Here is a 26,891-nt window from a genome sequence, read left to right as displayed (position 1 = left end):
GTCTTTGCTCCCTTTTCCCGGAGGTCGGGCCTCAAGGCTGAATAGTCCCTTGGAGGAAGCCGGAGCAGGGACCGATAGACGCAACTTATCCTCTCTCCGTTTGTTCGATTGACATCGAATGAATGGAGAGATTTATGCTGACACTCGATCTTTCAGGCCAGAAGGCTCTTGTCACCGGCTCGACCGGCGGGATTGGTCTGGCGATTGCCGAACGTCTGGCTCAGGCGGGCGCCCATGTAATCGTCAACGGGCGCGGTGAAGAGCGGACGCACTCTGCAATCGAGGCTGTTCGCAAGAAGCTGCCTGAGGCGCAGGTGACGGGCTTTGCTGGGGATGTGTCGCAGCCTGAGATCATCGCGAAGCTGCAGGACACCCATCCCAAACTGGATCTCCTGGTCAATAATCTCGGCATTTTTGAAGAAACGCCCTTTGCCGAGATTTCCGACGAGGACTGGCAGCGTTTTTTCGACATCAACGTGATGAGCGGTGTTCGTCTGTCGCGTGCCTATCTGCCGGGCATGGTGGAAAGGAAGCGTGGGCGTATCGTCTTTATTTCAAGTGAGTCAGGACTGAATATTCCGGCCGAGATGATCCATTACGGATTCAGCAAGGCCGCACAGATCGCGATTGCGCGCGGTCTTGCCGAGAGCGTGGCCGGTAGCGGCGTGACGGTAAACAGCGTGCTCCCGGGGCCAACCCGCACCGAGGGCGTGATGACAATGATACAGAAAGCGGCAGAAAAGACAGGCCGCACATCAGAGGAAACCGAGGCAAGTTTCCTGAAAGACAATCGTCCTACGTCGTTGCTGCAAAGGTTGGAAGAGCCGGAAGAGGTGGCAAATATGGTTGCCTATGTCTGTTCACCGCTCGCCTCTGCCACGTCAGGCGCTGCGCTGCGCGTCGAAGGTGGCCTGCTTCGTCATCCGGGCTGAGCGGCGCGGTTGATCAGGGACGGGGCGTATCATGACGCCCCGCCTGGTCGGGTTAGTTGACAGGAATGGGGATCGAATTGACCTTGAGAATGCCTCCATCGAGAGTCAGATCCCAAAGCACCTGATTGCCGTTGCGATGGCCCATGAACTGCGCGACCGACAGCGCGGTTGTGACCCCGGTCGGCACGACAGGGCGGATGGTAGCGAGCAGATCGTTCAGGTCCGTGATGGCGATGTGAAGTGCGCCGGTACTGGTGGCGGCATTGCGGCCCGGCGTGACCCAGCCTGAACCATCCAGCCGCCCCTTCGCCCAAAGGGCCTGAAGCGATGAAATGGTGATCCTGCCCGAAGGCGTGCTCGTGTTCTCGAGCATCTGCTCCGGTATCGTCAGTGTGGTGTTGACGCTGCCGGGCAGGGCTGAGCCGCCGGGCGCTGAAAGTCCCGATGAAGAAACAACGATGTCGATGCCGCCGGATGTCTGGCTGGCGCGCATCGTGACGGTAATCTGTTCTGCCGAATAATGCGTGCTGCCATCTGACAGGGCGACCTTGTTCCAGATCATCTCCGCCACTGCGCCCTGATGCAGGGACTCACGAAGAGTGCGCAAAGCTGGACGCTCGTCGACGCCACGGCAGCTCGCGGGCGAGGCGTTATGGACAAGCTTCAGAAGCCCCAGGGACACGAGGCTGTTGGCATCACGCAGATTGGGAAGGGTCAGATGCCCCTGTCGGTCTCTCACCGTAACCTGCTGCACATGAACCTTCGTTTCCGCCCCGGTGAGCTGGGCGGCATAGCCCGTCATGGTGAGAGAGGCCGAGCCCATCGTGCGTGAGGCCGAATCGGCACTCATACAGGCGGCGGGAACGGCATCTGCCCTGGCGGGATGGGGCAGGGCACCCAGGGCGAGTAGCGTCAGGATGGAAGCGGTTGCGTATTTCATGGGCATCACGATGGGGCTGTTCATCAGAGCAGACAACCGGAATTTTGCGGCAGGAGTGCGGCACTCTATCACAGGCGGATCATGGCCGCCTGATGACCCAGGCACCTCCCATGAGGGGAGCCTACCCGCTCATGCCCCCTTGATGAGGCCAGGTCAGAATTCGATAAGAAGAATACGGTCACCGCCCGACTGGCGGGATGCGGTGTGATGCGAGGAGTGCAAGAAATGAGTGGACTGGACCCCGAGGATTTCACACCGCTGAGGGCGCTTGCCCATCGCATGCTCGATGATGTCTTTGATCGTGCCGAGCGCATGGGCGAGGGGCCGGTCTGGCAGCCCATGCCTGAAGACGCGCGCCAGGCATTCAGGCAGGATCTGCCGCAGCAAGGTCAGACGGCAGAGGCGCTTTACGGGCAGTTTCTGGAGCAGATACGCCCCTATTCCAATGGTAACCCACATCCCGGATTCATGGGGTGGGTGCAGGGCGCCGGGACCCCTGTCGGCATTCTGGCTGAACTGCTTGCTGCCAGCCTGAACGATAATTGCGGCGGACGTGACCACGCGGCGATCGAGGTCGAGCGTCAGGTGATTCGCTGGGCGTCAGAGATGGTCGGAATGCCCGCAGACTCATCGGGCTGTCTCGTCACCGGGTCTTCCCTGGCCAATTTTATAGGCATTATCACGGCGAGCCGTGCGGTCGATCCGTCCATGCGCCATCAGGGCGTGTCAGGGCGTAGGCTTGTGGGCTATGCGGCTGAAACGGCCCATGGCTGCGTCAGCCGTGCGTTCGATCTGGCCGGGCTCGGCAGCGATGCGTTGCGTCTCATCCCGGTGGACGAGCTCTATCGCATGGACGATCTGGCGCTTGCGGCGCGCATTCGCGAAGATCGAGCGGCCGGGTTTCATCCGTTTATCATCATCGGTACGGCGGGCAGTGTCGATTGCGGTGCGGTCGATCCGCTGGAGGCTCTGGCCGATATCGCCCAGGCAGAGAAATGCTGGTTTCATGTCGACGGCGCGTTTGGCGCTTTTGCCAGGCTATCGCCCGAGCACGCGATCATGCTCGATGGCATCGAGAGAGCCGATAGTCTGGCACTCGATTTCCATAAATGGGGCCAGGTGCCCTACGACGCCGGTTGTGTGCTTGTGCGCGACCGGGCAGCCCACGCGCAGGCTTTTGCCCAGTCATTGAGCTATCTGACGCGCGCAGATCGCGGACTCGCGGGTAACGCGCCCTGGCCCTGTGATTTCGGGCCCGATCTCTCACGAGGGTTCCGCGCGCTCAAGGTCTGGATGACGCTTGCCCATTACGGGGCATCCCGCATGGGTGAGATGGTGGCAGAATGCTGCGACGTGGCCCGCTATCTGGCCGAGCGCGTCGAAGGCGACGAGCGCTATCTGCTCATGGCGCCTGTTGCCCTCAATATCGTCTGTTTCACCCTCGTTGATTTTGAGGACGAAGCCATCGACGAACTGGTGAAAGATCTGCATGAGAGCGGTGTTGCGGCCCCTTCGACAACGCGTATCGAAGGACGGCTGGTGATCCGTGCAGCGATTGTGAACCATCGCACGACACGCGCGACGATCGACGCCATGCTGGAACAAATCGCCCTGCTCACGGAAAAATATGCGCAGTAGGGGAGATGAGGTGACGGGCGGTTAAATGGTCACATTCCGCCCTTGTCGACAAAGCCCCGGCGTACTGAGGGGGCCTTTGCCCTGCATGTGACGCTGCAGAGGTGAAGATTTATTCCCGTACAGGAAAGCCGGAGGTGTCTGACGCTGGTCTTGGCTTATGGGGGAGGGCGTTTATATCTCACGGCCTAACCGCCTTGTGGTGATACGTCCTCGACAGATTGCCAAAAAGGGCAGCGGTGAGACTGAGCGGGCGGCCGCCTTCACGGGAAAGCTTCAAACCGGAAGCCCTCAGAGGAAAGCAAGCGCCCTGATTTCAGCTTTCTCTGTAGACCGCCAGGACGACCCTTACTGCGCGTGAACATCGAGCATCAGAGCCTGATATCCGACCCGCCGAGCTTCAGACACGCGCCCGAAAAGCAGATGTCTTTATCGGGCTACGAAAAGGTCCGAGAGTTGTTTGATCATCGTACCACCAAGTTCTTCGGCGTTACTGAGCGTGACCGAATTGCGATAATAGCGCGTCACGTCATGGCCGATACCGATGGCCAGAAGCTCGGTCTCGGGTGACGATTCAATGCGGGCAATGACCGAACGCAGATGGTCTTCGAGATAGGAACTCGGATTGGTCGAGAACGTGCTGTCATCGACCGGCGCCCCATCGGAAATGACCATCAGGATGCGGCGATGTTCCGGCCTGCGGCGCAGGCGCTTCCATGCCCAGAGCAGGGCTTCGCCGTCGATGTTTTCCTTGAGCAGCCCTTCGCGCAGCATGAGGCCGAGATTATTGCGGGCGCGACGCAGGGGCGTATCCGCATCCTTGTAGATGATATGACGCAGATCGTTCAGTCGGCCCGGATCCGGCGGGCGCCCGGCGGCTACCCAGCGTTCGCGGCTCTGACCGCCTTTCCAGGCGCGTGTGGTAAAGCCGAGCACCTCGGTCTTGACGCCGCAGCGTTCGAGTGTGCGGGCCAGAATATCGCCGCACATTGCGGCCACCGAAATGGGGCGTCCGCGCATCGAGCCGGAATTGTCGATCAGCAGGGTCACGACCGTGTCGCGGAATTCTGCCTGACGCTCGGTCTTGTAGGAAAGAGAGAGAGTCGGGTTGGCAACGACGCGGGCCAGACGGGCGGCGTCGAGAATGCCTTCTTCCTGATCGAACGCCCAGGAGCGCTGCTGCTGCGCCATGAGCTTGCGCTGCAATCTGTGTGCGAGGCGCGAGACCACACCTTGCAGACTGCTCAGCTGCTGATCGAGCTGCTGGCGCAGTCGGGCGAGTTCGTCCGGGTCGCAGAGCTCGGCAGCATCGGCTTCCTCGTCGAAAGCCGTGGTGAAGATCTTGTAGGCTGGCGGGGCACTGCTGGCTTCGCTTTCCTTGCCCTCATCATCTTCAAGCGTGCCGGCTGGCTGCTCGGCGCCTTCATCCTGAAGGTCTGAATCGCTCGCTTCGCGGCTGTCGGGCTGCTCTGTGGGCTCGGGCTGGAAGCCGTGCGTGTCGCTGTCGTCCTGATCCTGCGGCGAAGGCTCGTCATCAGGCTGATCAGATTCTGTCTGGCTGTCATCGTCCTGATCCGGATCGTCCGCCTGACTCTCGTCATTGGGCTCCGGCTCTTCGGTCAGATCGAAAGCCTTGAACAATCCCGAACACGCTTCTGCGAAGCGTTGCTGATCCATCTGTGACGACGCGAGCTTCTTCAGGGCGCGTTCAGCGTCAGGTGAGAGTGTCTCACGCCAGGCTTTCAGGGCAGGGCCAGCCTGCGACGGCGAGGTCTCGCCGGACAGGGCCTCTCGCACCAGAAGCGGCAGCGCCACAGAGGCGGGCATGTCATCGCGCGTGGCCATGCGACCATAGCCGCTGTCATGGCAGTCCAGCGCGAGTTTTTCACGCAGATTGGCCCGAACACCGGCCATGTGTCGCGCGCCGAAAACCTCGCAACGCACCTGCTCCAGCGTATCGTAGAGCGGTCGGGTTTCTGGGGTGTCGCTGTTCTGAAGCAGCGGCGCGAGGGTATCGTCATGATGCCTGAGCCGCAGGGCCGCGGCGTCGGCCGCGCCGCGCACGCGCTGGATTTCCTGCGGGGTGAGTGCACGTGACACATAAGGGAGTTGAATACCCTTGGCCTGCTTGGCTGTGGCCGAAGCAGCAAAGCTGATCTCGGTCTCGGCCTCGCCCGAAATGGCGCGCATGGCGGCTGTCGTCGCACGGCGAAACGCGTCGGTGCGTTCACTGCCGGGCAGGGCGAGATCGGTTGCCGAACGGTCTGGCGTCTTTGGCCTGGGGGAAGCCATGGGTTGGTCCCCTTCAGCCATTCAGCGGAGACTGGTTGAAACAGCGCTGATAATATTCAGCCACGATCCCACGTTCGGCTTCGTCGCATTTATTGAGGAAGGTGAGGCGAAAAGCAAAAGCCAGATCGCCGAAGATACGCTCGTTTTCTGCCCAGGTGATGACAGCGCGCGGTGACATGACGGTCGAGATGTCTCCCGCCATGAAACCTGCGCGAGTCAGATTGGCCAGCGCGACCATGCTTTCGAGACGTTTGGTGATGGCAGGCTCGTTGCCCAGAGCCAGCTTGGCGCGGACAATACCGACTTCCTGATCCAGCGGCAGATAATTGAGCGAGGCTACGATGTTCCAGCGGTCCATCTGGCCCTGATTGATCTGCTGCGTGCCGTGATAGAGCCCGGTCGTATCGCCAAGGCCGACCGTGTTGGCCGTGGCGAAAAGGCGGAAGCCGGAATGAGGACGGATCACGCGATTCTGGTCGAGAAGCGTCAGATGGCCTTCTGCCTCGAGCACACGCTGAATCACGAACATGACGTCGGGGCGACCGGCATCGTATTCGTCGAAAATCAGCGCAACGGGGTGCTGCAGACACCAGGGCAGCAGGCCTTCACGGAATTCAGTGATCTGCTTGCCGTCACGCAGGACAATGGCATCCTTGCCGATCAGATCGATGCGCGAGATATGGCTGTCGAGGTTGATCCGCACGGTCGGCCAGTTGAGGCGCGCAGCGATCTGCTCGATATGCGACGATTTGCCGGTGCCGTGAAAGCCCTGCACCATGACGCGACGATTATTGGCAAAGCCAGCCAGAATGGCGCGGGTGGTATCGCAGTCGAACTGATAGCTCGGGTCGATATCGGGCACATGCTCGGTGCGGATCGAGAAGGCCGGCACCTCCATATCGCAATCGATGCCAAAGACGTCACGGGCGCTGACGATCCGATCGGGCGCGCCAAGGACATGGGTCGGGACCGCGTTCTGTTCTGCGGTGACAACCGTTTCTGGTGCGTCGATGGAGGCGAGATCGCTCATGGGTTCAATCCGTCTTTCTCTCTGTCTGGCGACAGTCTGTCTTGTCAGGTTCTCGGCAAGGATATGGTCATGTTTCCCCCGATGGCCAGAGGGAAACGCGCAATAAACCGGGTCAAAGACTGACCAGATGCGCGCGAATCGCACTATAGGCGACACTGACGACCTTGAAACGGTCTTCAGCAGCAGGGTCTCCCGCATTGGCATCGGGGTGATGCTTGCGGGCCAGTTCCTTGTAGCGCAGCTTGAGCGCGTCGACCGTTACCGGCCAGTCGAGGGCGAGTGCGCGCAGGTGGTCACGCAGGGCGGGCGGGGCCACGTCGCGGGCCTGCTGGTGGCGCTGTTTTGCTGCCTGTGCCCGTTTGGCTCGTGTCGAAGAGAGAATGTCGAGCGGGTCGAGAACCTCTTCCTCGTCGAAATGCTGCCCGCCGCGTGTGCCGAGTTTCCAGGAAGGGCGCTGCCAGGAGATATCGGCCCGGAGCTGGGATTCAATCTGGCCGGGCGTCATGCCTTTATAGAAATCCCAGCGCGCATTGTATTGACGGACATGCTCCAGGCAGAACCAGAAATACTGCCGTAATTGCGTGCGGTCCTTAGGCGCACGATATCCCGCATGCTCCGTGCAGCCGGGCATGTCGCAATAGCGCTCCGGTGCATCGGGATCAGGGTCGAAGGCCCTGTGTTTGGTAGATTTGCGCTGCATGATCGGGTTTATGTGCGTTGTAAGAGACGCCGATGCAAGAAGGGAGTGCTCATGAGTGACCTCAAGGAACGCGCAGCGCGCATGAAGGCTGCGCTCGATGTCGCGTTGCAGCCTGTAAAGATGACAATACGAGACGACAGCAAGCGTCATGCGCATCATGCGGGGCGCAACGGGATCGAGGGTGACGAGACCCATTTCACCATGACCATTGTCAGTGAGCGCTTCGGAGGCATGAACCGGGTGGCGCGGCACAGGCTGGTCAATGAGTTGCTCAAGCCGGAATTTGAAACCGGGCTTCACGCGCTCTCGCTCAAGCTTTTCACACCGGCTGAGCTATGAAAGCCGCAACGCGTCTTCTCTCGGCTCTGGCGCTCTCAGGGGCGTTGGCGGGTTGCGCCGTGAACGGCATGGAAGGGCTGTCGGCCACGCAGCAGCGTGAGGCGCATCGCGTCGAGGCGGCACTCAATCGTCCTGCAACGCTTGAAGGGCATTTCGTTCAGGTCGGTCCCGGGCGGAATGACGGGGCCGGGCATTTCTCCTATCGCCCAGGCGCGCTCGCTCTGGATTATGTATCGCCACACGCCATGACGCTCCGCGCTTCGGGTGCACATCTCGTGATCGACGACTCACAGACAGGGTCTGTGACCAAGATCAGTCTGGCGCGCAACCCGCTTGGCCTGCTTCTGCATGTGCCAGTGCGTTTTGCCGGTGCGATCCGTGTGACGGATATCCGGACTACGGCGGGTGCAGCGCAGATTTCGCTCGCGGAGGCGAATAACCCGTCACAGGGTCTGCTGACCCTGCAACTGATCGAGAAAGAGGGAAGGCTTCAGCTTTCCACGCTCGATGGCGTCGATGCGCGTGGCAACAGAATCGTATTGTCGCTCTCTGATGTGACGGAAACGGGCGTGGCACCGAAGAACTGAGGCCAGGTGGCTAGGAGCGCTTCATCCAGATCTTCCAACGTGAGGCCCGGATTGAAGCGCTTCACACTTGTGACACCATATTCCCTGATGCCGCAGGGGATGATTCCATCGAAATCACTCAGAAGCGGATCGAAATTGATCGAAATTCCGTGCCAGGACACCCAACGGCTTACTCTTATACCGATAGCGGCGATCTTTGTTTCCAGCCCTGAGAGGGGGTCATCGACCCATACGCCGATTCGTCCGCATTCGGTGCGCCCCTTGATTCCAAGCCGGGCAAGGCTCGTAATCACCCATCTCTCCAGGCTCTGCACAAAGGCACGCAGATCGCGCGCCGGTGTCGGGCCGTGGTCACGCTGCAGATCAAGCATAACGTAAACGATTCGCTGACCGGGCCCATGATAGGTCCATTGCCCGCCGCGCCCGGCATCATAGGTGGGTAGCCCTTCCGGGTTGATCAGATCGGCCGGTTTCGCCGAGGTGCCTGCCGTGTAGAGACGCGGGTGCTCCAGAAACCACAGGATTTCCCCGGCCTCGCCAGCTCTTATGGCTGCGGCACGTTGCTGCATCGCCTCGAACGCAAGTTCATAGGGAATCAGCTCTTTTTCCCTTTTCCAGGATATTTTGTCGAAAATCGCCTTTTCGGCGATTGCCTGCTCATCAGTCATCGGCTATAGCCCCCTTCACACGAGCGGTATCGCCCAGAGCGGGCCGCTTGTCACGATGCGGTCGTGGCGGAATGGTAGACGCGCAAGCTTGAGGTGCTTGTGGGGGCAACCCCGTGGAAGTTCGAGTCTTCTCGACCGCACCATGAACTGGAAGCACCCCCTACGGGGGGTGCCAGTCCACCAGAAAATCTCCCAAAAAAATCTAATGCAAGCGGAATGAACTTTCATTAACCTATTGGCTTTCTATCGCCATGGTGTTTGTGAAATTTTGTGTTCCTGCCATCACTTTGCCGAAGTTCTGGCCTCAGATACTGGATGTGAGACAATCATCGTGTAATCTGGGGCGCGATCTTCGGGTATAGTTCTGGTTAAGATGCCCAAGATTGCGCTGCATACTCTACAGAGATCCAAAGGTCGGAAAACGTGATCAAGCCGCTCAGAAAAGCTGTACTCCCCGTCGCTGGCATGGGGACGCGCTTTCTCCCTGCTACAAAGGCCATGCCGAAAGAGATGCTGCCGGTCGTTGACCGCCCTCTGATCCAGTATGCTGTTGATGAAGCACGCAAGGCTGGTATCGATCAGTTCTGCCTGATTACCGGTCGCGGCAAGGACAGCCTGATCGATTATTTCGACGTCGCATTCGAGCTCGAAACGACTCTCAAGGAGCGCGGCAAGAATTCCCTGCTTGAAACGCTGCAGCCCAGCTCCATCGAAGCAGGCTCGCTCGCGGCCGTCCGTCAGCAGGAGCCGCTCGGTCTCGGTCATGCTATCTGGTGCGCCCGTTCGTTTATCGGTGACGATCCGTTTGCCATTCTATTGCCGGACGACATCGTGCAGGGCGAGAAGGGCTGCGTCGCACAGCTGGTCGAAGTGTATAACCAGACCGGCGGTAACGTCGTTGCTGTCTCCGAAGTGCCGAAGGAGCATACCAATCGCTACGGCATTCTTGATGTAGGCAAGGATGACGGCAAGCTGGTTGAGGTCAAGGGGCTGGTCGAAAAGCCGAACCCTGAAGACGCCCCTTCCAATCTGTCCATTATCGGTCGTTATGTGCTGCTGCCCGAGATCATGACCCATCTGTCAAAGCTGGAGCGTGGCGCAGGCGGTGAAGTGCAGCTGACAGATGCGATGGCCAAGATGATCGGCCATGCGCCGTTCCATGGTCTGCGTTATGACGGCATCCGTTATGATTGCGGTGACAAGGCCGGTTATCTGGAGGCGCAGATCGCCTTTGCACTCGAGCGCCCGGACCTGCGCGATGCCATGCGTGGCTTCATCAAGAAATACGCCGATGCCTGATGGACACTCTGCTTCGTCATGAGTTCCATCCTTCCATCCTGCGGGAATATGATATCCGCGGGATGGTCGATAAGACGCTTTTCGAGAACGACGCTCAGGCTCTGGGCGTCGTTTTTGCGTCAGTGCTGCGCAAGCGGGGTCTTGATGATGTCCTCGTCGGGCATGACGGTCGTGACAGCTCGCCTCGTCTGGAGCAGGCCCTAGTTGCCGGGCTCGTAACAGGTGGAATGAATGTAAGGCGTCTCGGATGCTGCGCCACACCAGAGCTTTATTACGCGTCCTTTAGCGAGCAGGCGTCAGGCGCGATCATGGTGACGGGAAGCCATAACCCGATAGGGTATAATGGCTTCAAGATCCTGCTCGATAATCAGCCTTTCTTCGGCGCCTCCCTTCAGGAAATTGCGCAGAGCCTGCGCGAGGGTGTGCTGGCTGGCCGTCAGATCGGTCAGGCGAGCGATTATTCTGCCGATGGGCGCTATGAGGCAGCCTTGGCGGAGGGTCTGCGTCAGCATGGGCGTCAATTGCGTGTCGTCTGGGATAACAGCCATTCCTCGGCGGCTCATGCGCTGGGGCGGCTTCTGAAACAGCTCCCTGGCGAGCATATCGTGCTGAACGGGACCGTGGATGGGCTGTTTCCTGCGCATCATCCTGACCCGACATTGCCCGAGAACATGGTGCAGCTGCAGCGCGCTGTGCGGGAAAACTCCGCCGATCTTGGCGTCGCCTTTGATGGTGATGCGGATCGAGTAGGTGCCGTTGACGAAAAGGGCGCCCTCATTCCGGCAGACCGGTTGAGCCTGCTTTTTGCTCAAGCCATCCTCAAGGAACGGCCCGGTGCGATGATTCTGGGCGACGTGAAAATGTCGCAGGTGTTTTTCGATGGCGTCGAATCTGCTGGCGCGCGTGTTGCGATGTGTCCGAGCGGTCATTCCGAGGTCAAGGCAGCCATGCACGAAACAGGTGCGGCTTTTGCCGGGGAGATGTCGGGACATTTCTTTTTTGCCGATCGCTGGCCGGGCTTCGATGATGGGCTTTATGCCGCTGTGCGGTTGATCGATTTTCTGGCCGGGCAGGAAAAATCTCTCTCGGCACTCTGCGGAGCTCTGCCCCGTCTTGTGGCGACCCCGGAAATTCGTTTCGATTGTGAGGATGATCTCAAATTCGGGATAGTCGACAGGATCATCGCCCGGTGTCGCGCGGAAGGCGATGATATCGTGCTGACAGATGGCATGCGTGTGAAGGCGGCTGGCGGATGGTGGCTGTTAAGGGCCTCCAACACCCAGCCTGCGCTCGTCGCTCGTATCGAAGGTGTCGATCATGATGCCTGCCATGACATGATCACCCGTATCGCGGCTCTGCTGCGAGCCGAGAATGTCGCCCTGCCGCCAATTGAAGGTTTCAGCTCTGGTCGTGATGAGGCCCGTTCATGAGATCGGAAATCGCTTTCTATGAACCAGGCCAGTTTGTGACGCATCCCGATTGCCCTGATTGGGGTGTAGGGCAGATCCAGAGTGTGACAGGCCATCGTGTGACGATCAATTTCGAGAACAGGGGCAAGGTTCTTATCAATGCCCAGCTGATCGACCTGATTGTCATTGAGTGAGACGAGGGCAGGAGAGGTGAGGGTGCTGCGTGCTCTCGGCAGGGTAGGGCTCGATCTGTTTTTGCCCCCCATTTGCCTTTCCTGCGGTGGCGAAACCACTCAATCAGGACTGGTCTGTCTCGACTGCTTCCAGCATCTGCATCCGGTGGTTCTCTCATGTCGTCATTGCGCTCTGCCGGTGGCGTCGGAGGCTTACCTCAACACAAGCGGCCATTGTGCAAAATGTGCCCCTCCCTCCGGCTACTGGAACGAGGCGCAGGCGGCGTGGTTGTATGAGGATACGGCGCGTCGCCTGATCTTGCACTTCAAATACGGCGATCGGTTGGAAAGTGCCGCATTCCTCGCGCAAGGCATGATGGCTTCGGCCGGTCGGATGCTGGCACATGCGGATTATCTCGTTCCTGTACCGCTGCACCGGCATCGTTTCTGGCATCGTCGCTATAATCAGGCTGTGCTTCTGGCGCGACATATTGCGCGCTTGCAGCCTGGCCTGCGTGTTCTGCCCGACGCCCTGATCCGCCATCGCGCGACGCAGAATCTTGCCAGCCTGTTTCACGATCAGCGCGCGCAGGTGCTGGAAAACGCCTTCAGCGTTGCGGCCTCAAAGCGTGATCTTCTTGTCGGCCGACATATCGTTCTGATCGACGATATCTTGACCACGGGGGCGACCGCCTCCATTTGCGCTAGGCATCTCCGACAGGCGGGGGCGAAGCGTGTGGATCTTCTGGTGGCAGCGCGTACTGTCAAGCTGGCAGATGATTCCGACAGGCTTCACGCTTAATGGCAGTGAGGATTGAGTTCACCGTGCAGAAAATCGAGATCTACACCCAGCCGGGTTGCCCCTATTGCGTACGCGCCGTGCAGATTCTGGCCTCCAAAAACGTTGCTTTTGAAGAGATCAACGCGCCGCATGGCACTCCCGAACGTCAGGACGCGATCCGTCGCTCGGGGGGCGGGCGTACCGTCCCGCAGATCTTTGTCGGCGAGCAGGCGCTTGGCGGCTGCACAGACCTGATGCAGCTCGATGCCAGCGGTCAGCTTGATACGATTCTTGGCAAGAAATGATTTGTTATAGACTGCATTGCACAGTCGGGCATGAGTTCGAGGGCTGGTTTCCCGATGCGGATTCCTTTGACACGCAGAAAGCGCGCGGTCTTGTGCTTTGCCCGCAATGCGGTGTCAGTGCTGTCGAGAAAAGCCTTATGGCGCCAGCGCTGGCACGCTCTGCCAAAGCCGTCTCGATCGAGCCAGCTGATCAGGTCCTGATGGCGCTGCGAGCGATCAGGAAAGAGGTTGAATCGCACTGTGACAATGTGGGCGACCGATTTGCCGAAGAAGCGTTGAAGCGTCATGATGCTCGCGACGACGGGGAGCGCCGGTCCGAGCGTGGCATCTATGGCACGATGAGCGACTCCGAAAGGGAAAGGCTCGAAGATGAAGGCGTCGATTTTACCCCGATTCCCTGGATCGACCGCTCGGAGTCGTGAAGGGCAAATGACGGGGCGTGGCGTGCTTGCAGGTGCCGCCCATCTGATACGGCTCGTGCCGCTTCTTGCCCTTCTGGGGGTGTCGCAAGCCATGGCTCAGACCGCAGGTAATCCGCCCGCACCCGAAGAGGGACTCTGGCTCGCACAGGATCACGATGGTGTGTTTCAGATCGGTCATTGCGGCGATACGCTCTGCGGGCGCCTGATCGGTATGCTTTATGACGGTCCCGTTCCCAAGGATGTGTGGGGGCGTTCACAATGTGGGCTGGTCATGCTGACCGATTTCCGATTAAGCAAAGATGAAAACGTGTGGCGGGGGCATATTCTCGACCCGGAGACAGGGCGTACCTATGACGCCCGCATCCATGCCGAGTCTGCCGAGGTGCTGAAGCTGCGCGGTTTCATTCTGGGAATTCCCCTTTTCGGCAAGACGCAGACCTGGACCCGTTATCACGGCACGATCGGGCCTGAGTGCAAATTGCCCTGAACCGGAACGCCACCCGAGGAGCTTGAGATTAGACAATGAAGACGATCCTTTCCCGCCGCAGCTTCGCGTTGGGTACTCTTGGCCTGCTGGGATGCGCCACGGCGCACGCGCAGGATGCCACCGACAAGACACCGGCCGTGCCGCCGCCGCCGCCCAAGCCGGTATCCAAGACGATCTGTTTCGTCGGGGGCTATACCAAGCATGCCCCTCCGGGTGGCGCCGGTAACGGTGAAGGGATCGCCGTGTTCGAGATGGATCGTGAAACCGGCGTTCTGACGCCTGTAACGACCTTTACCGATATCGCCAGCCCATCCTTCATCACGCTCTCGCATGACAAGCGCTTTCTTTACGCGCTTAGCGAGATTGACGATTTCAACAAGGATGGTGACGGCTCTGTCACGGCCTTCGCCGTTGATCGCAAGACAGGTTCGCTCAAGAAGCTGAACACCGTCAGCTCCGGCGGTGCGGTGCCAGCCCATTTGAGCGTGCATCATTCGGGTCGTTACGTGCTGGTCGCCAATTACATGGGCGGTTCTGTCGGCGTGCTGCCGATCCGTCCTGACGGCTCGCTCGGCCCGGCAACGGATGTGGTGCATAACACTGGCCCGCGTCAGCCTGAGCGTGCCGCCGATAACCCTCAGGGAAATTTCGCTGTTTCCGATCACTCCGGGTCGCACCCGCATATGATCCAGAGCGACCCGAGCGGCAAGTTTGTCATCGCTGATGATGCCGGGCTCGACCGTGTCTATGTCTGGACGCTGAACCTGCAGACGGGCAAGCTCGTGCCAGCCAAGGTGCCCTATTACGATATGACGCCTGGCAGTGCGCCGCGTCACTTCCAGTTCAATCGCTCGGGCAAGCTGATGTACAACCTCTGCGAGCAGGACTCGAAGATCGTTGTCAGCGCCTTTGATCCGCAGACCGGTGCCATCAATAATCTTCAATCGGTCAGCACGGTTACCTCGCACTTCCGCGGCAGCACTCTGGCAGCAGAAATCCTGATTTCTGCCGATGACCGCTTTGTCTATGCCTCCAACCGCCTCGGTGATTCGCTCGCTGTGTTCAAGGTTGGTGAAGATGGCACCCTTACCCTGCAGGACGAAGCATGGATGCATGCCGATTACGGCCGCGCCATGATGTTCGACCCCTCGGGGAATTTCCTGTTCTGCGCCAATCAGCGCAGCGATGCCGTGACGTCGTTCCGCATCGACAAGGCGAGCGGCCAGCTCGGCTTTACCGAAAACTTCACCCCTGTCGGCAGCCCGACGACTTTCGCCTTCATGGATACGGAAGTCTGAGGAAATACGTTGGGGAGGAGCGGGCTTACCCGTTCCTCCTCAGCCGCGACCGTCACGAATTGAGGGTCGCGCAGGAGGCGTTTTTTTTGCCTCCTTTCTAAGCGGTAACGCTCCTAGTCGCGCACGAACATCGTGATGTAATTGATGCTTGTGTCGCGTGTGATGCGCCAGTGCATCGGGCGGTAACTCATTCCGGCGACATCGATCATTCGTAGCCCGACAGCGCGCCCCATACGGTGCAGCTCTTCAGGCTTGATGAATTTCTTCCAGTCATGCGTGCCGACCGGCAGAAGCCGCGCAATATATTCGGCCCCGATCTTGGCCACGGCCAGGGAACGCAGGGTGCGATTGAGGGTGGAAACCGCAATCAGTCCGCCGGGTCGGGTGAGCGAACGCAGTAGCGCCAGAAACTCCTGGGGGTCGTTCACGTGTTCGATCACTTCGAGCGCCGAGATCACGTCAAAGCCCTGTCCTTCGCGCACCAGCTCTTCTGCACTGCCCTTGCGGTAGGTGAGGCTGCCCGAGTTTTCCGGCAGCGGGTTCGCGGCGAGATGCGCCTCGGCAGCCCGGATTCCCTCTGGTGATGCATCGAGCCCCAGAACATCATGACCCATACGGGCAAAAGCCTCGCTGGCCAGACCGGCGCCGCAGCCAATGTCGAGCAGAGACAGTGTGCCGCCACGTAGGCCCTCCAGACGCCTGAGATGGGCATTCACCCATTCGGTGCGCATGGGGTTCATGTCATGCAGGGGCTTCATCGGCCCTTTGGGGTCCCACCAGGTCGCGGCCAGCTGGTCGAAATGGGCGATCTCGCGATCGGAGACGGAAGAAGCGGCGTGATCTGGCATTGTGGTTCCAAAAAGACAGAAATGAGTCCGTTTTACCAGAGTATCTGGACGGCGCGATCCGGACTTAGTATGTGACCGGCCTTTCCTTGCGCAACATCGCAGGCTGGAAAATCCGATCCCGGCGCTCTGTGATTGACCGCTTTCTGCTACGTACGGAGCCAGGTGCACCATTATGACGTCATCAGACCAGCGCCCAACCCGGATCGTCATGAAGTTCGGTGGAACCTCCGTGGCCGATCTGGACCGCATTCGCGCCGTCGCCGAGCGCGTGCGTATTGAGCGCGACAAGGGGCATCAGGTTGCCGTGGTGGTGTCGGCCATGGCCGGTGTCACCAATCAGATGGTGGGCTACGTTCAGGCGCTCGACCCCATGGCCGATGCGTGCGAATATGATGCCGTGGTGGCAAGTGGCGAGCAGGTGACAAGTGGTCTCACGGCCATCGCACTGCAGACGCTTGGTGTGCCGTCGCGCTCGTGGCAGGGCTGGCAGATCCCTTTCCGTACGGATGACGCCCATGGCAAGGCGCGCATCGGCGATGTCGAGGGCGCGGCGCTGATTGCGTGCATGGAGCGTGGCGAGGTGCCGGTCATCGCAGGTTTTCAGGGCGTAGCGCCGGGTGAGCGCATCAGCACGCTCGGTCGCGGCGGCTCTGACACCTCTGCTGTAGCGGTGGCGGCTGCCATCAAGGCGGATCGATGCGACATTTATACCGATGTCGATGGCATCTACACGACCGACCCGCGTATCGTGAAAAAGGCAAAGAAGCTGGATCGCATCACCTTTGAGGAGATGCTTGAGCTGGCTTCGGTCGGGGCCAAGGTACTCCAGACCCGTTCGGTCGGGCTGGCGATGAAAGAAAAAGTGCGCGTACGCGTGTTGTCGAGTTTTGAGCCCGAGACGGAACTCTCCGGGTCGCTGGTGGTGGATGAGGACGAGATGATGGAAAAGGAACTGGTCACGGGGATCGCCTACTCCCTGGACGAGGCAAAGATCTCGGTGAGCCGTATCCCGGACCGTCCGGGCATCGCTGCCGCCATTTTCAGCCCGCTCACCGCAGCGCGCGTCAATGTGGACATGATCGTCCAGAGCGTTGGCTCTGACGGTTCGACCAACATGACCTTTACCGTGCCGAAGGGCGATCAGGCCCGCGCGCTCGCCGCGCTCGAAGCGGCACGTGGTGATATCCAGTATGGCGAAATCCATACGGCCAATGATGTTGTGAAGATCAGCGTTGTGGGCATTGGCATGCGCTCGCATTCGGGCATGGCCAGCACGATGTTCCAGACGCTCGCCGAGCGCGGCATCAATGTTCAGGTCATTTCGACCAGCGAAATCAAGATCTCCGTCCTGATCGATGCTGAATATATGGAACTCGCCATGCGCGCCCTGCACACGGCCTATGGGCTGGATGGTGAATGACCATGACAATCGCTGATCAGACCCGTCAGAAAGCCCGCGAGACGCTTGATCGTCTCTGGGCGCCTGGTTGCGCCTTCCTTGGAACGCCGACAGCCATCCTGGGGGGCGCCATGTCCTGGGTGAGTGAGCGCAACCTCGTATCGGCCATCTCCAATGCGGGCGGGTTCGGTGTGATCGCCTGCGGTGCGATGATGCCCGATCGTCTTGCCGAGGAAATTGCGGCAACACAGGCGCTGACGGATAAGCCGTTTGGCGTGAACCTCATCACCATGCATCCTGAACTGGACCGTCTGGTTGATGTCTGCCTCGAGCACAAGGTCGGCCATATCGTTCTGGCAGGCGGCGTGCCGAGCGGTGCGACCATCAAGCAGGTACGTGACGGTGGCGCCCGCGCCGTCGGTTTTGCCCCCGCTCTTGCCCTCGGCAAGCGTCTGGTCAAACAGGGTATCGAAGCCCTTGTGATCGAAGGGTCGGAAGCCGGTGGTCATGTTGGCCCGGTCTCGCTCAATGTTCTGGCGCAGGAAATCCTGCCGCATATCCACGACGTACCGGTTTTTGTCGCCGGTGGTCTGGCGCGCGGTGATGCGATTCTGGGGTATCTGGAGCAGGGCGCTGCTGGCGCACAGCTCGGCACAGTTTTTGCGGCCAGCACGGAAAGCATCGCCCATGAAGCCTTCAAGAAGGCTTTTGTACGCGCTGCTGCGCGTGATGCGGTCACCTCGAACCAGATCGATGAGCGTTTCCCGGTCATCCCCGTGCGTGGCCTCAACAATGCGGGAACGCGTCGTTTCATGGCCCATCAGGCGGCAACGCTTGCGCGCTTCACCTCGGGTGAACTGAGCAAGGAAGACGCCCAGCTCGAGATCGAGCATTTCTGGGCCGGTGCGCTGCGCCGCGCCGTGATCGAGGGCGATGTCGAGGAAGGCTCGGTGATGGCGGGCCAGTCTGTCGGCATGGTGAAGTCTGTTCGCCCTGTAGCGGAAATCCTGCATGACCTGGTCGAGCAGGCTGTCGATGCACTGGTTGCAAGAGAGGCGCGTACCGGGCATCTTCACACTTCTGAGATCGCAATCGGGTAATCATGCCAGAGAAGACGACAGACCGTATTCCGGGATGGCAGGGTGGAAGCGCCGATGGCGCGCGCGGCCTTGGGGCCGATCTGCGTGCCAGACGCGAAGAGCTTGGCTGGACCTTGCCCGATGTGGCGAACTGGCTGCGTATTCGCGAGAGCTACCTCATCGCCCTTGAAGAAGGGAATACGTCTGTCTTTCCAGGCAGTGCCTATGCGCTTGGCTTTCTGCGCAGCTATGCTTCGGCCCTTGGCATGGACCCCGATCAGGCTGTGTCGCGCTTCAGGCAGGACACACGCGGCGCCCTTGATCGCAAACCCGATCTGAGCTTTCCGGAACCTGTTTCCGAGCGTGGTGTTCCTGTCGGGCTCTGGGTCGGGGCGGGGCTCGCCGTTCTGGTTGGTACCTATATCGGCTATTACCATTTCTTCGGCGCCGATCCGGCGCCGACCCATCAGATGCCGCCTGTCGCCGAAATCATGCCTGGCGTCACCCAGCACGGCACGCCTTCGCCGCAGATTGCCGCGGTCATGCCTGATCGGGGTCTGGCGCCATCACCGCAGACGACACCGGCTGAGATACCTGCTGCAGGTGCAACATCCCAGGCGGCAGGCGCTGCTCAGTCTCCCACCGTTCAAAGCCAGAACACACCGCCGACGCCGGGTAATAATAATCCGGCAACCAGCACCCCTGCGCTGCAGACAGGACAGGCAGAGCAGTCTCCTCCTTTGCCTTCCGCATTTACAGCGCAGCCAGCGGCAACACAGCCACCACAGGCTGGAACTGCCCAGCCTGCAGGAACGCAGCCCCCTGGTCCCGAGATGGCGCCAGCCAGCGTGGCTGCTCCCGCAGCGCCTGCGAATATGATCGTGCTGCATGCCGGAGCTGATGCCTGGGTGTCGATCAGGGACAAGGCTGGGGCGACCGTCTTCAGCCGCGTGCTGAAATCAGGTGAAACCTGGCAGGGGCCGGAAGATGCCGGACCGTATCGCATGACACTCGGCAATGCCGGTGGTCTGACGCTGAGCGCAGGTGATGTGACGACATCGGCGCTTGGGCGTGTTGGCGCCGTGCGTCGTGGGCTCGTCGTTACGGCTGAGGCGATCCGCAACGGACAACTCGGTCAGGATAATGCGGTGAGCACGCCGGTTGCGCCAGCTGCTCCCAATACTGCGTCTGAAACCGGTGATTCCCCGTCGGGTCAGAATGTAACGCCGGTCTTGAAAAAGGCGCCGGTGACACCAAGAACTACAGCAGTGACACATGAGTCGGAAACCGACCGTCTGAACGCGCGGCAACTGGAACAAACAGCGCAGCCACGCTAAAGCCTTTTCCCTATCGGAGCCTGCCTCCGACAGGTAATGCAGGCATGAGAAATAACCACGGCCGCTGAACACCGGCTTCGACAGGTGTGACAGGGTCAAGACGAGACGGGCAGGGCGCTCCCCAAAGGGGTGCACTGGCCAGCATGACACAGACATGGGTGAGTGACACGGGACTGGGGTTCCGGTGCTTTCCCCGGAAAACAGGGCGGGGCCCGCGCTGTCTTTCCGTTACGGAGACGAGATTATGAGCGGATATCGCCCTTACCAGTATATCGAACGTCGCAAGTCCCGTCAGATTCATGTTGGCAAGGTGGCAGTCGGCGGGGATGCGCCGATCTCGGTCCAGACCATGACCAACACCCTGACGTCAGATGCCAAGGCAACGATCGAGCAGATCCGCCTGTCGGAAATCGCCGGTGTGGATATCGTGCGCGTTTCCTGCCCCGATGAGGAAAGCACCGCCGCTCTTGCAGAGATCGTGCGCGAAGTGAACGTGCCGATCGTCGCTGACATTCATTTCCACTACAAGCGCGCCATTGAGGCAGCGAAGGCCGGGGCAGCCTGTCTGCGTATCAATCCGGGCAATATCGGCAGCGCCGAGCGTGTGCGTGAAGTTGTCAACGCCGCGCGCGACTATGGTTGCTCGATCCGTATTGGTGTGAATGCAGGCTCGCTTGAGAAGCATCTTCTCGAAAAATACGGTGAGCCCAACCCCGATGCGCTGGTAGAAAGCGCGCTCGAACACGCCAAGATTCTGCAGGATCACGATTTCCATGAATTCAAGATCAGCGTTAAGGCGTCTGATGTGTTTATGGCGGTTGCGGCCTATCAGCAGCTTGCCGAAGTGTGCGACCATCCGCTGCATATCGGTATCACCGAGGCCGGATCGAAGCGCGCCGGTACCGTGAAGTCGTCGATCGGTCTGGGCAATCTGCTCTGGGCCGGTGTGGGTGACACCATGCGTGTCTCGCTCTCTGCACCTCCTGAAGAGGAAGTGCTTGTCGGCTGGGACATTCTCAAATCCCTCGGCCTGCGTCATCGTGGTGTGAAGATCATTTCGTGCCCGTCCTGTGCGCGACAAGGCTTCAACGTGGTCGAGACGGTGCAGACGCTCGAAGATCGTCTGCAGCACATCAAGACACCTCTTACGCTATCGATCATCGGCTGTGTCGTGAACGGCCCCGGTGAGGCATTGATGACCGATCTTGGTGTCACGGGCGGTGGCGCCGGTCGTCACATGGTCTATTCGGCAGGCAAGCAGGACCATCGCCTGAACGAGGGCCAGGACATGATCGAACACATCGTCGATCTCGTCGAAGAGCGCGTCGCGAAGATCGAAGCCGAGAAGGCCGAACTGGCCGAGCAGGAAGCCGCCCAGCAGGCTGAGGCCGCTCTCGCATCGGCAGGTGTCTGAGTAGATGAGCCAGCTTCAACCGGTTCGTGGTACGCATGACCTGATTGGCGACACGGCCCGTCGCCATGCTCATGTTGTCGAAACGGCGCGTGAGATCACGCGCCGCTACGGCTACGAGGAATGGTCGACTCCGATTTTCGAGGATACCCGCGTCTTCTCGCGCACGCTCGGCGATACTTCCGATGTCGTGACGAAGGAGATGTACACTTTCGAGGATCGTGGCGGCGACAGCCTGACCCTGCGCCCCGAGGGTACCGCGGCGATCTGCCGTGCTTTTGTGACAAACGGTCTGACCCAGGCCCTGCCTCAGCGCGTTTTCTATCAGGGACCGATGTTCCGCTATGAGCGCCCGCAGAAAGGGCGCTTCCGCCAGTTCCATCAGATCGGCGCTGAGCTGCTTGGGGCGACTGATGCCCTGATGGATGCCGAAACCATCGCCATGGCTCATGCCATTCTCAAGGCGCTGGGTCTGGGTGATGCGGTAACGCTGGAAATCAACACGCTGGGCGATCTTGAGAGCCGTCAGGCCTGGCGCGAGGCGCTCGTCGCCTATTTCAAGGCGCATGAAGACGCGCTTTCTGATGAAAGCCGTGCCCGACTTGAAGCCAACCCCCTGCGTATCCTCGACAGCAAATCGCCGCAGGACCGGGCATTGCTCAAAGAGGCGCCGAAATTTGGTGCTTATCTGAACGAGTTCTCCCGCAATTTCTGGGATGATCTGCGCCGCAAGCTTGATCTGTTCGGAGTGAGCTTTGTTGAAAACCCGCATATCGTGCGCGGTCTCGACTATTACAGTCACACCGCGTTCGAGTTCGTGACCGATCGCCTTGGCGCACAGGGCACGGTTCTGGCTGGTGGCCGCTATGAGGGGCTGGTGGCCCAGATGGGTGGCCCGGCAACGCCTGCTATCGGCTGGGCTGGCGGCATCGAACGTCTGGCTCTGCTGATTGACAGCGCTCCCGAGCAGGCACGGGCCATTGCCGTTCTGCCCACGGGTGACTCCACCTTGCCCGCTTCGATCACCGCCGTTCAGGCGCTGCGTCAGGCCGGTTTCGCCGCCGAGCTGGAAACACGTTCTTCGCTCAAGAAGCGTATGGAGCGCGTGGTCAAATCGGGCGCCGCCCATATGGTTCTGGTGGGCGAAGACGAGCTGGCACGAGGCGCCGTGACGGTGCGCGATCTGGGCAGGCGTGAGCAGGTTGAAATCGCGCTCGATTCTCTGGCGGATCATTTCCTGAAAGCTGTCTGATCGTGGCTCTTGACGACAGGCTGGAGCGTATTGTCGCCCGGTCGGATGAATTGCAGGCGCTGATGTCCAGCGGCGAGATCCAGGGCGACGACTTTGTCAGGGCGTCGCGCGAGTTTGCCGAGCTGGAGCCTGTCGTCTCTTCCATTCTGGCCTATCGTCGCGCCGACGCTGCACGCAATGATGCTCTGGCTCTGCTCGATGACCCCGAGATGCGCGAACTGGCGCAGGGCGAGATCGATGCACTCGAGGGGCAGCTCGAAGGATTGCACCAGCAGGTTCGTCTGGCGCTTCTGCCGCGTGATGAAGCTGATGAGCGCAGCGCCATTCTTGAAATCCGCCCCGCTGCGGGGGGTGATGAGGCCGCGCTTTTTGCAGCAGAGCTGTTCGGCGCCTATAAGCGCTTCTCTGATCTGCATGGCTGGCGTTTCGAGATCATGGAGTATGACGAGAGCGATCTGTCGGGGCTTCGTGAGGGTGTCGCGACGATTTCGGGTCGGTCGGTCTTTGCCCGCCTGAAATACGAATCGGGTGTCCATCGCGTTCAGCGTGTTCCCGCTACCGAAAGCCAGGGGCGTATCCATACCTCAACTGTTACCGTAGCCGTTCTTCCCGAAGCGGAAGAAGTGGATGTGGCGATCGATGAGGGGGATCTGCGCATCGACGTTTACCGCGCCTCGGGCGCGGGTGGGCAGCATGTGAACAAGACCGAAAGCGCTGTGCGTATCACCCATATGCCGAGCGGCATTGTGGTGGCGATGCAGGAAGAGAAAAGCCAGCACAAGAACAAGGCCAAGGCGATGAAGATCCTGCGGGCGCGTCTCTATGAGAGGCAGCGCGCAGAGGCTCACGCCAGCCGCGCCGCGGATCGCAAATCACAGGTTGGCACGGGCGATCGCTCTGAACGTATCCGTACCTATAATTTTCCACAGGGGCGGGTGACGGATCACCGAATCAACCTGACCCTGCACAAGATTGATCGCGTGATGCTTGGGGAATTCGACGAGATTGTCGATGCGCTGGCTCAGGAAGAGCAGACAGCGCTGCTTGCAGCCGAGGGGCTGAGCTGAACCAGTCCTCCCCCGGTCTCGGGTCGCTCTCTGGCTCAGGTTATCGGAGAGGCACAGATTTCTGCGTGGCCCGGATGATGTCTGGCGACATTAGGGTCGGACGGATCGCGCAGGAAGAAGTCGGTAAAGCCTTCATCGCCCAGCGCGACCAGATGGTGCCCTTCGGGATGGGTCAGCGTGCCCTCGCTGCTGACCTGATGCGTCTCGGAGCGCCCTTCGGCATTGATTACCGTAATCTGGCCGCAGAGCGCATAGCTGTGGTTGACGCGTCCAAGCGGGATCTCGATTTTTTTCGTCAGGCTGGGTGTCTTGTCATCAAGACGAAACGTCGCGGCAAGTGTCCCATCAATGTAGAGCCGCGATATTTCAGACACCTCGATGGGAGCGCGGTCGTCCGTTACAGTGAAGCTCTCGGCAAGGGCGATACCCGGGCTGATGCCGCTCACGGCAGCAAGCAGGAAGAAAATCTTTCTCATTCCTGTTTTATAAGACGTTTCAGGAGAAAAGAGTGAGCGGTAATCGACGCGCCCTCAGGGATGTGCTGATCGAGACGGCAGCGTCTCTGGAAAAGGCAGGCATAGACGCACCGCGCATGGAGGCGCGCCGACTTGTCTGCTGGGCGATCGGCTGCGAGGCGTCAGGGTTGCTGTCGCTCGACACACTGCCAGAAGAGGCAGCACCAAGGCTCGAAGCGGGGCTTGCACAACGCTGCGCGCGTCGACCACTCGCGCTGATTGAGGGCGAGACCGGGTTCTGGACCCTGACATTATCGGTCTCTTCGGACACGCTCATTCCGCGCGGTGATAGTGAGGCCCTGATCGAGGCCTTGCTGAACCTGCGACCGGACAAAACGGGCATTCATTCTGTTCTCGATCTTGGCACCGGAACAGGCTGTCTGCTCTTGGCAGTCCTGAGCGAGTACGCTCAGGCTTATGGTGTCGGTGTCGATCTTTCTCCTGATGCTGCGGCTCTTGCCCATGCCAATGCGCAGCGTAACGCGCTGGCCAGCCGCGCCGGTTTTCTTGCAGGCAACTGGTTTTCAGCGATCAGTGGGCAATTTGATGTAATCATCAGTAATCCGCCTTATATTCGCTCAGGCGATCTTGCAGGGCTGATGCCCGAGGTACGCGACCATGAGCCAGCGCGTGCACTCATCGCCGGAGAAGACGGGCTCGATGCCTATAGGCTGATCATCGCTCAGGCCATGGCCTATCTCGCTCCGAAGGGGGTGCTGGTTTTCGAGATAGGGCAGGGGCAGGAGACGGATGTCATCGCGCTGGCAGGAAGCGCAGGCTTCGTGCTCGTTGAGGCGAGGGCTGATCTTGGCGGGATCATCAGAGCGTTATGTTTTGAGCGTTCTTTCGTTCCGTCGCAGTCTGACGCATGAAAACCATTGGCAGAATGGCGTAAGCTTGCTAGTTTCCGAAGATCGGCTTGCTCGGGTCGCGGTGACGTTCACCGACACGGCAAGGCGTTTTCCGCCCCTCGCAATGATCTTGATGATTGAGCTGAGCGGATTACTGGCCTGATCTCGTAATCCGGCCGTCATGAGACAAACCAAGGGTCATTCATTCCCTGCAATCGCTTGGATCCTTCTGGCGACGGATCGGGATTGCGAATACGAAAGTGCTACGCGGATCCATGAACATGAAACGTATGAGAAGCCGTCACCATCGCCCGAGCGGTGGCGGATCGCGTCAATCCAATGGTCAGACGCCTCTGAATCGCAACCATGTCTTCGATAGCAATGGCCCTGACATGCGGGTGCGCGGCACCGCGCAACAGCTTTTCGAGAAATATCTTCAGCTTGGTCGCGATGCGACGGGCACTGGCGATCGTATTCTGGCAGAAGCCTATTTCCAGCATGCCGAGCATTATTTCCGCATTCTGAACGCCATGACGCAGGCCGCCCAGCAAAGCCAGATGGAGCGCCAGGAGCGTCATCAGCAGCGTGCACGCAGCCAGCAGGAGCAGGATGACCGTCGCCAGAGCGATGAGTCGGGTGCCGAAAACGACAGCGAAGAGCAGGTCGAAGAGACCGCTGAGTAAGTCTGCCAGGTTTTCAGAACAGGCCCTTGAACCGTTCAGGCAAGGGCCAGAGCCTGTCGCCTGACAGGCTCAGATTAATCGGATAGGGGTCTCCAGCCCTCTCCAGACCCTCCCTGACAAGGCGCTCACGCCAAGGCGTCAGGGAAGGATCATCTTCAAGAAGCGTTGCCTCTTCGACTGGCAGACCGCCCATACCGGCCAGCATGTCACGCCATGCCTTGTTGGTCATGCGTTGATGGGCGCCGGCCTGCCTGCTGCACCACGCCTGCCTGCGTGTGCGGGAAAGCCGCTTCAATCCCTCCCTGAGATCGCCATAGCGTAGATGAAAAAGCATGAGCGCCGGATCGGGGTTCGGCAGGGTTTCCTTTACGCTGTGGAAACCCGGTGACCAGGTAACGGGCGCCCTGATCAGGCATGGCTTGCACATGGCAGCGGAAAAACGCAGTGACCTGCGCTGCAGCGAGAGCGGTTGGCCAAAATCGAGGTCGGGTTCCCGATCTGCATGATGAATGAGGTCAAATCCTGTTGCTGTCAGGCATGAAGCGGCGCGGGAATCCGCCAGTGCGTCAAGCGAGGGAAAGCAGGCCGGATCTGCGACGATAATCTCATCAACATCGCAATACAGAACCGTTTCATACCATTCGAGAAGTCCCGCGCAGAGCGCACTGATGGCGCGTGTACGCTTGGCGTCGTTCTGGGGCGAGCGAGGAATGCGCAGGCGGTTGCAGGGCAGGGCGTCAGTCGAGCCGTCATCGGACCCATGGTCTATGACATAACACCGCTCCATGCCCACATGACCTGCATAGTGGCGCAGCCAGACCGGCAGGAAGACCGGTTCGTTATAGACCATGGTAACGGCAGCAATAGGCGCTCTCATGAGCATTTCTAGCTCGTGCGCGGCAAATCTGTCTATCAGGGGGAAAGAACCGGTCGGATGGTAGCGGCGGACGGATTTGAACCGCCGACCAAGGGATTATGATTCCCCTGCTCTACCGCTGAGCTACGCCGCCATCGCGACCGGTGGGCGTGGAATTAAAAGGGTTGGGCGGATGTGTCAACACTCTGAGGAAAGGTTTTTGCGCGCATCGTGTTTTTGAGCCTTTGGCACTCTGTGGCATTGTGCACCAATGGGTTAGACGATGCGTTGCATGA

The 26,891-nt window shown here is 59.9% G+C and carries 28 protein-coding genes and 2 tRNA genes; 21 read left to right on the top strand and 9 right to left on the bottom strand.

Annotation, left to right across the window (positions count from 1 at the left end):
• The first annotated feature begins 137 nt into the window (after positions 1–137).
• Positions 138–932, top strand: coding sequence for an SDR family NAD(P)-dependent oxidoreductase (locus AA105894_RS00720; RefSeq protein WP_267310196.1), 795 nt, complete (start codon positions 138–140; stop codon positions 930–932).
• A 52-nt stretch (positions 933–984) separates the two neighbouring features.
• On the opposite strand, the gene AA105894_RS00715 is transcribed toward AA105894_RS00720, so the two are convergent.
• Positions 985–1,896: a DUF2125 domain-containing protein gene (locus AA105894_RS00715; protein ID WP_267310068.1), complete on the bottom strand. Its 912-nt coding sequence runs from the start codon at positions 1,894–1,896 to the stop codon at positions 985–987.
• Positions 1,897–2,097: 201 nt separating this feature from the next.
• Between AA105894_RS00715 and AA105894_RS00710 the strand changes: the two genes are divergently transcribed.
• On the top strand, positions 2,098–3,510 hold the full coding sequence (locus tag AA105894_RS00710; protein WP_267310067.1) for a pyridoxal phosphate-dependent decarboxylase family protein: 1,413 nt from the start codon (positions 2,098–2,100) through the stop codon (positions 3,508–3,510).
• A gap of 426 nt (positions 3,511–3,936) precedes the next feature.
• Here AA105894_RS00710 and AA105894_RS00705 read toward each other — a convergent pair whose 3' ends face one another.
• The 3 genes from AA105894_RS00705 to AA105894_RS00695 all read right to left on the bottom strand — a co-directional run bounded on the left by AA105894_RS00705 (position 3,937) and on the right by AA105894_RS00695 (position 7,529).
• Positions 3,937–5,799, bottom strand: coding sequence for a cobaltochelatase CobT-related protein (locus AA105894_RS00705; RefSeq protein ID WP_267310066.1), 1,863 nt, complete (start codon positions 5,797–5,799; stop codon positions 3,937–3,939).
• A 13-nt stretch (positions 5,800–5,812) separates the two neighbouring features.
• On the bottom strand, positions 5,813–6,829 hold the full coding sequence (locus tag AA105894_RS00700) for an AAA family ATPase (RefSeq protein ID WP_267310065.1): 1,017 nt from the start codon (positions 6,827–6,829) through the stop codon (positions 5,813–5,815).
• Between the two features lie 112 nt (positions 6,830–6,941).
• The gene (locus AA105894_RS00695; RefSeq protein ID WP_267310064.1) at positions 6,942–7,529 is read right to left on the bottom strand and encodes a DnaJ domain-containing protein; all 588 of its coding nucleotides are present in this window, start codon (positions 7,527–7,529) and stop codon (positions 6,942–6,944) included.
• A gap of 51 nt (positions 7,530–7,580) precedes the next feature.
• On the opposite strand from AA105894_RS00695, the gene AA105894_RS00690 reads away from it, so the two are divergent.
• A complete protein-coding gene (locus AA105894_RS00690) occupies positions 7,581–7,868 on the top strand; it encodes a BolA family protein (RefSeq protein ID WP_267310063.1) in 288 nt (95 codons plus the stop codon).
• Entirely contained in the window at positions 7,865–8,455 is a 591-nt protein-coding gene (locus AA105894_RS00685; RefSeq protein ID WP_267310062.1) for a LolA family protein, read from the top strand. Before AA105894_RS00690 ends, AA105894_RS00685 begins: the two co-directional genes overlap by 4 nt.
• Here AA105894_RS00685 and lipB read toward each other — a convergent pair.
• Positions 8,359–9,123 carry a lipoyl(octanoyl) transferase LipB gene (gene lipB / locus AA105894_RS00680; protein ID WP_267310061.1) on the bottom strand — a complete coding sequence of 255 codons (765 nt, stop codon included), beginning with the start codon at positions 9,121–9,123 and terminating at the stop codon, positions 8,359–8,361. The two genes, AA105894_RS00685 and lipB, sit on opposite strands and share 97 nt — an antisense overlap.
• Before the next feature lie 57 nt (positions 9,124–9,180).
• Here lipB and AA105894_RS00675 point away from each other — a divergent pair.
• From AA105894_RS00675 to AA105894_RS00635, 9 genes are all read left to right on the top strand, one after another.
• Positions 9,181–9,266: transfer RNA gene (locus tag AA105894_RS00675), tRNA-Leu, on the top strand.
• A 280-nt stretch (positions 9,267–9,546) separates the two neighbouring features.
• On the top strand, positions 9,547–10,422 hold the full coding sequence (galU, locus tag AA105894_RS00670; RefSeq protein WP_188426875.1) for a UTP--glucose-1-phosphate uridylyltransferase GalU: 876 nt from the start codon (positions 9,547–9,549) through the stop codon (positions 10,420–10,422).
• Positions 10,422–11,852 (top strand): phosphomannomutase/phosphoglucomutase, encoded by a 1,431-nt coding sequence (locus tag AA105894_RS00665; protein ID WP_267310060.1) that lies wholly within the window; start codon positions 10,422–10,424, stop codon positions 11,850–11,852. The genes galU and AA105894_RS00665 overlap by 1 nt, the downstream gene beginning before the upstream one ends.
• A complete protein-coding gene (locus tag AA105894_RS00660; RefSeq protein ID WP_188426873.1) occupies positions 11,849–12,025 on the top strand; it encodes a DUF3553 domain-containing protein in 177 nt (58 codons plus the stop codon). The genes AA105894_RS00665 and AA105894_RS00660 overlap by 4 nt, the downstream gene beginning before the upstream one ends.
• A 22-nt stretch (positions 12,026–12,047) precedes the next feature.
• Entirely contained in the window at positions 12,048–12,806 is a 759-nt protein-coding gene (locus AA105894_RS00655; RefSeq protein WP_267310059.1) for a ComF family protein, read from the top strand.
• Between the two features lie 23 nt (positions 12,807–12,829).
• Positions 12,830–13,090, top strand: coding sequence for a glutaredoxin 3 (grxC, locus tag AA105894_RS00650; protein WP_267310195.1), 261 nt, complete (start codon positions 12,830–12,832; stop codon positions 13,088–13,090).
• Positions 13,087–13,512 carry a DUF1178 family protein gene (locus AA105894_RS00645; RefSeq protein WP_267310058.1) on the top strand — a complete coding sequence of 142 codons (426 nt, stop codon included), beginning with the start codon at positions 13,087–13,089 and terminating at the stop codon, positions 13,510–13,512. The genes grxC and AA105894_RS00645 overlap by 4 nt, the downstream gene beginning before the upstream one ends.
• 7 nt (positions 13,513–13,519) lie before the next feature.
• Positions 13,520–13,999: a DUF2147 domain-containing protein gene (locus AA105894_RS00640; RefSeq protein ID WP_267310057.1), complete on the top strand. Its 480-nt coding sequence runs from the start codon at positions 13,520–13,522 to the stop codon at positions 13,997–13,999.
• Positions 14,000–14,034: 35 nt separating this feature from the next.
• Positions 14,035–15,297, top strand: a complete 1,263-nt coding sequence (locus AA105894_RS00635) for a lactonase family protein (protein ID WP_188426870.1) — start codon at positions 14,035–14,037, stop codon at positions 15,295–15,297.
• Between the two features lie 113 nt (positions 15,298–15,410).
• Here AA105894_RS00635 and ubiG read toward each other — a convergent pair whose 3' ends face one another.
• Positions 15,411–16,145, bottom strand: coding sequence for a bifunctional 2-polyprenyl-6-hydroxyphenol methylase/3-demethylubiquinol 3-O-methyltransferase UbiG (gene ubiG, locus AA105894_RS00630; protein ID WP_267310056.1), 735 nt, complete (start codon positions 16,143–16,145; stop codon positions 15,411–15,413).
• 172 nt (positions 16,146–16,317) lie between these two features.
• Here ubiG and AA105894_RS00625 point away from each other — a divergent pair, with 172 nt between their 5' ends.
• From AA105894_RS00625 to prfA, 6 genes are all read left to right on the top strand, one after another.
• Positions 16,318–17,565 (top strand): aspartate kinase, encoded by a 1,248-nt coding sequence (locus AA105894_RS00625; protein ID WP_267310055.1) that lies wholly within the window; start codon positions 16,318–16,320, stop codon positions 17,563–17,565.
• A gap of 2 nt (positions 17,566–17,567) precedes the next feature.
• Complete coding sequence (locus AA105894_RS00620) at positions 17,568–18,644, top strand: NAD(P)H-dependent flavin oxidoreductase (protein WP_373316702.1); 1,077 nt, start codon at positions 17,568–17,570, stop codon at positions 18,642–18,644.
• A gap of 2 nt (positions 18,645–18,646) precedes the next feature.
• Entirely contained in the window at positions 18,647–19,960 is a 1,314-nt protein-coding gene (locus AA105894_RS00615; RefSeq protein ID WP_267310053.1) for a helix-turn-helix domain-containing protein, read from the top strand.
• Positions 19,961–20,204: 244 nt separating this feature from the next.
• Positions 20,205–21,374: a flavodoxin-dependent (E)-4-hydroxy-3-methylbut-2-enyl-diphosphate synthase gene (gene ispG / locus AA105894_RS00610; RefSeq protein WP_188426865.1), complete on the top strand. Its 1,170-nt coding sequence runs from the start codon at positions 20,205–20,207 to the stop codon at positions 21,372–21,374.
• Between the two features lie 4 nt (positions 21,375–21,378).
• Positions 21,379–22,623: a histidine--tRNA ligase gene (gene hisS, locus AA105894_RS00605; protein WP_267310052.1), complete on the top strand. Its 1,245-nt coding sequence runs from the start codon at positions 21,379–21,381 to the stop codon at positions 22,621–22,623.
• A gap of 2 nt (positions 22,624–22,625) precedes the next feature.
• Entirely contained in the window at positions 22,626–23,690 is a 1,065-nt protein-coding gene (gene prfA / locus AA105894_RS00600) for a peptide chain release factor 1 (protein ID WP_267310051.1), read from the top strand.
• 35 nt (positions 23,691–23,725) lie between these two features.
• Here the strand turns inward: prfA and AA105894_RS00595 are convergent, their stop codons facing one another.
• Positions 23,726–24,166, bottom strand: coding sequence for a hypothetical protein (locus AA105894_RS00595; RefSeq protein ID WP_267310050.1), 441 nt, complete (start codon positions 24,164–24,166; stop codon positions 23,726–23,728).
• Positions 24,167–24,198: 32 nt separating this feature from the next.
• On the opposite strand from AA105894_RS00595, the gene prmC reads away from it, so the two are divergent.
• The gene (prmC, locus tag AA105894_RS00590) at positions 24,199–25,077 is read left to right on the top strand and encodes a peptide chain release factor N(5)-glutamine methyltransferase (protein ID WP_267310049.1); all 879 of its coding nucleotides are present in this window, start codon (positions 24,199–24,201) and stop codon (positions 25,075–25,077) included.
• Between the two features lie 260 nt (positions 25,078–25,337).
• Positions 25,338–25,739 carry a DUF4167 domain-containing protein gene (locus AA105894_RS00585; protein ID WP_267310048.1) on the top strand — a complete coding sequence of 134 codons (402 nt, stop codon included), beginning with the start codon at positions 25,338–25,340 and terminating at the stop codon, positions 25,737–25,739.
• Between the two features lie 13 nt (positions 25,740–25,752).
• On the opposite strand, the gene AA105894_RS00580 is transcribed toward AA105894_RS00585, so the two are convergent.
• Complete coding sequence (locus AA105894_RS00580; RefSeq protein ID WP_267310047.1) at positions 25,753–26,616, bottom strand: glycosyltransferase family 2 protein; 864 nt, start codon at positions 26,614–26,616, stop codon at positions 25,753–25,755.
• A 58-nt stretch (positions 26,617–26,674) separates the two neighbouring features.
• A tRNA-Met gene (locus AA105894_RS00575) sits at positions 26,675–26,749 on the bottom strand.
• Between the last annotated feature and the right edge of the window lie 142 nt (positions 26,750–26,891).

The organism is Asaia spathodeae NBRC 105894 (assembly GCF_025994195.1).
GTDB classification, from domain to species: Bacteria; Pseudomonadota; Alphaproteobacteria; order Acetobacterales; family Acetobacteraceae; genus Asaia; species Asaia siamensis.
The sequence above is the reverse complement of the archived record's forward strand: the minus strand, read 5'-3'. Positions and strand labels throughout refer to the sequence as shown.

Excerpts from the sequence above, each read along its gene's own strand:
- AA105894_RS00715 (WP_267310068.1), bottom strand. The coding sequence starts at position 1,896 with ATGAACAGCCCCATCGTGATGCCCATGAAATACGCAACCGCTTCCATC.
- AA105894_RS00710 (WP_267310067.1), top strand. The coding sequence starts at position 2,098 with ATGAGTGGACTGGACCCCGAGGATTTCACACCGCTGAGGGCGCTTGCC.
- AA105894_RS00705 (WP_267310066.1), bottom strand. The coding sequence starts at position 5,799 with ATGGCTTCCCCCAGGCCAAAGACGCCAGACCGTTCGGCAACCGATCTC.
- AA105894_RS00700 (WP_267310065.1), bottom strand. The coding sequence starts at position 6,829 with ATGAGCGATCTCGCCTCCATCGACGCACCAGAAACGGTTGTCACCGCA.
- AA105894_RS00695 (WP_267310064.1), bottom strand. The coding sequence starts at position 7,529 with ATGCAGCGCAAATCTACCAAACACAGGGCCTTCGACCCTGATCCCGAT.
- AA105894_RS00690 (WP_267310063.1), top strand. The coding sequence starts at position 7,581 with ATGAGTGACCTCAAGGAACGCGCAGCGCGCATGAAGGCTGCGCTCGAT.
- AA105894_RS00685 (WP_267310062.1), top strand. The coding sequence starts at position 7,865 with ATGAAAGCCGCAACGCGTCTTCTCTCGGCTCTGGCGCTCTCAGGGGCG.
- lipB (WP_267310061.1), bottom strand. The coding sequence starts at position 9,123 with ATGACTGATGAGCAGGCAATCGCCGAAAAGGCGATTTTCGACAAAATA.
- AA105894_RS00665 (WP_267310060.1), top strand. The coding sequence starts at position 10,422 with ATGGACACTCTGCTTCGTCATGAGTTCCATCCTTCCATCCTGCGGGAA.
- AA105894_RS00660 (WP_188426873.1), top strand. The coding sequence starts at position 11,849 with ATGAGATCGGAAATCGCTTTCTATGAACCAGGCCAGTTTGTGACGCAT.
- AA105894_RS00645 (WP_267310058.1), top strand. The coding sequence starts at position 13,087 with ATGATTTGTTATAGACTGCATTGCACAGTCGGGCATGAGTTCGAGGGC.
- AA105894_RS00640 (WP_267310057.1), top strand. The coding sequence starts at position 13,520 with ATGACGGGGCGTGGCGTGCTTGCAGGTGCCGCCCATCTGATACGGCTC.
- AA105894_RS00635 (WP_188426870.1), top strand. The coding sequence starts at position 14,035 with ATGAAGACGATCCTTTCCCGCCGCAGCTTCGCGTTGGGTACTCTTGGC.
- ubiG (WP_267310056.1), bottom strand. The coding sequence starts at position 16,145 with ATGCCAGATCACGCCGCTTCTTCCGTCTCCGATCGCGAGATCGCCCAT.
- AA105894_RS00625 (WP_267310055.1), top strand. The coding sequence starts at position 16,318 with ATGACGTCATCAGACCAGCGCCCAACCCGGATCGTCATGAAGTTCGGT.
- AA105894_RS00620 (WP_373316702.1), top strand. The coding sequence starts at position 17,568 with ATGACAATCGCTGATCAGACCCGTCAGAAAGCCCGCGAGACGCTTGAT.
- AA105894_RS00615 (WP_267310053.1), top strand. The coding sequence starts at position 18,647 with ATGCCAGAGAAGACGACAGACCGTATTCCGGGATGGCAGGGTGGAAGC.
- ispG (WP_188426865.1), top strand. The coding sequence starts at position 20,205 with ATGAGCGGATATCGCCCTTACCAGTATATCGAACGTCGCAAGTCCCGT.
- hisS (WP_267310052.1), top strand. The coding sequence starts at position 21,379 with ATGAGCCAGCTTCAACCGGTTCGTGGTACGCATGACCTGATTGGCGAC.
- AA105894_RS00595 (WP_267310050.1), bottom strand. The coding sequence starts at position 24,166 with ATGAGAAAGATTTTCTTCCTGCTTGCTGCCGTGAGCGGCATCAGCCCG.
- AA105894_RS00585 (WP_267310048.1), top strand. The coding sequence starts at position 25,338 with ATGAAACGTATGAGAAGCCGTCACCATCGCCCGAGCGGTGGCGGATCG.
- AA105894_RS00580 (WP_267310047.1), bottom strand. The coding sequence starts at position 26,616 with ATGAGAGCGCCTATTGCTGCCGTTACCATGGTCTATAACGAACCGGTC.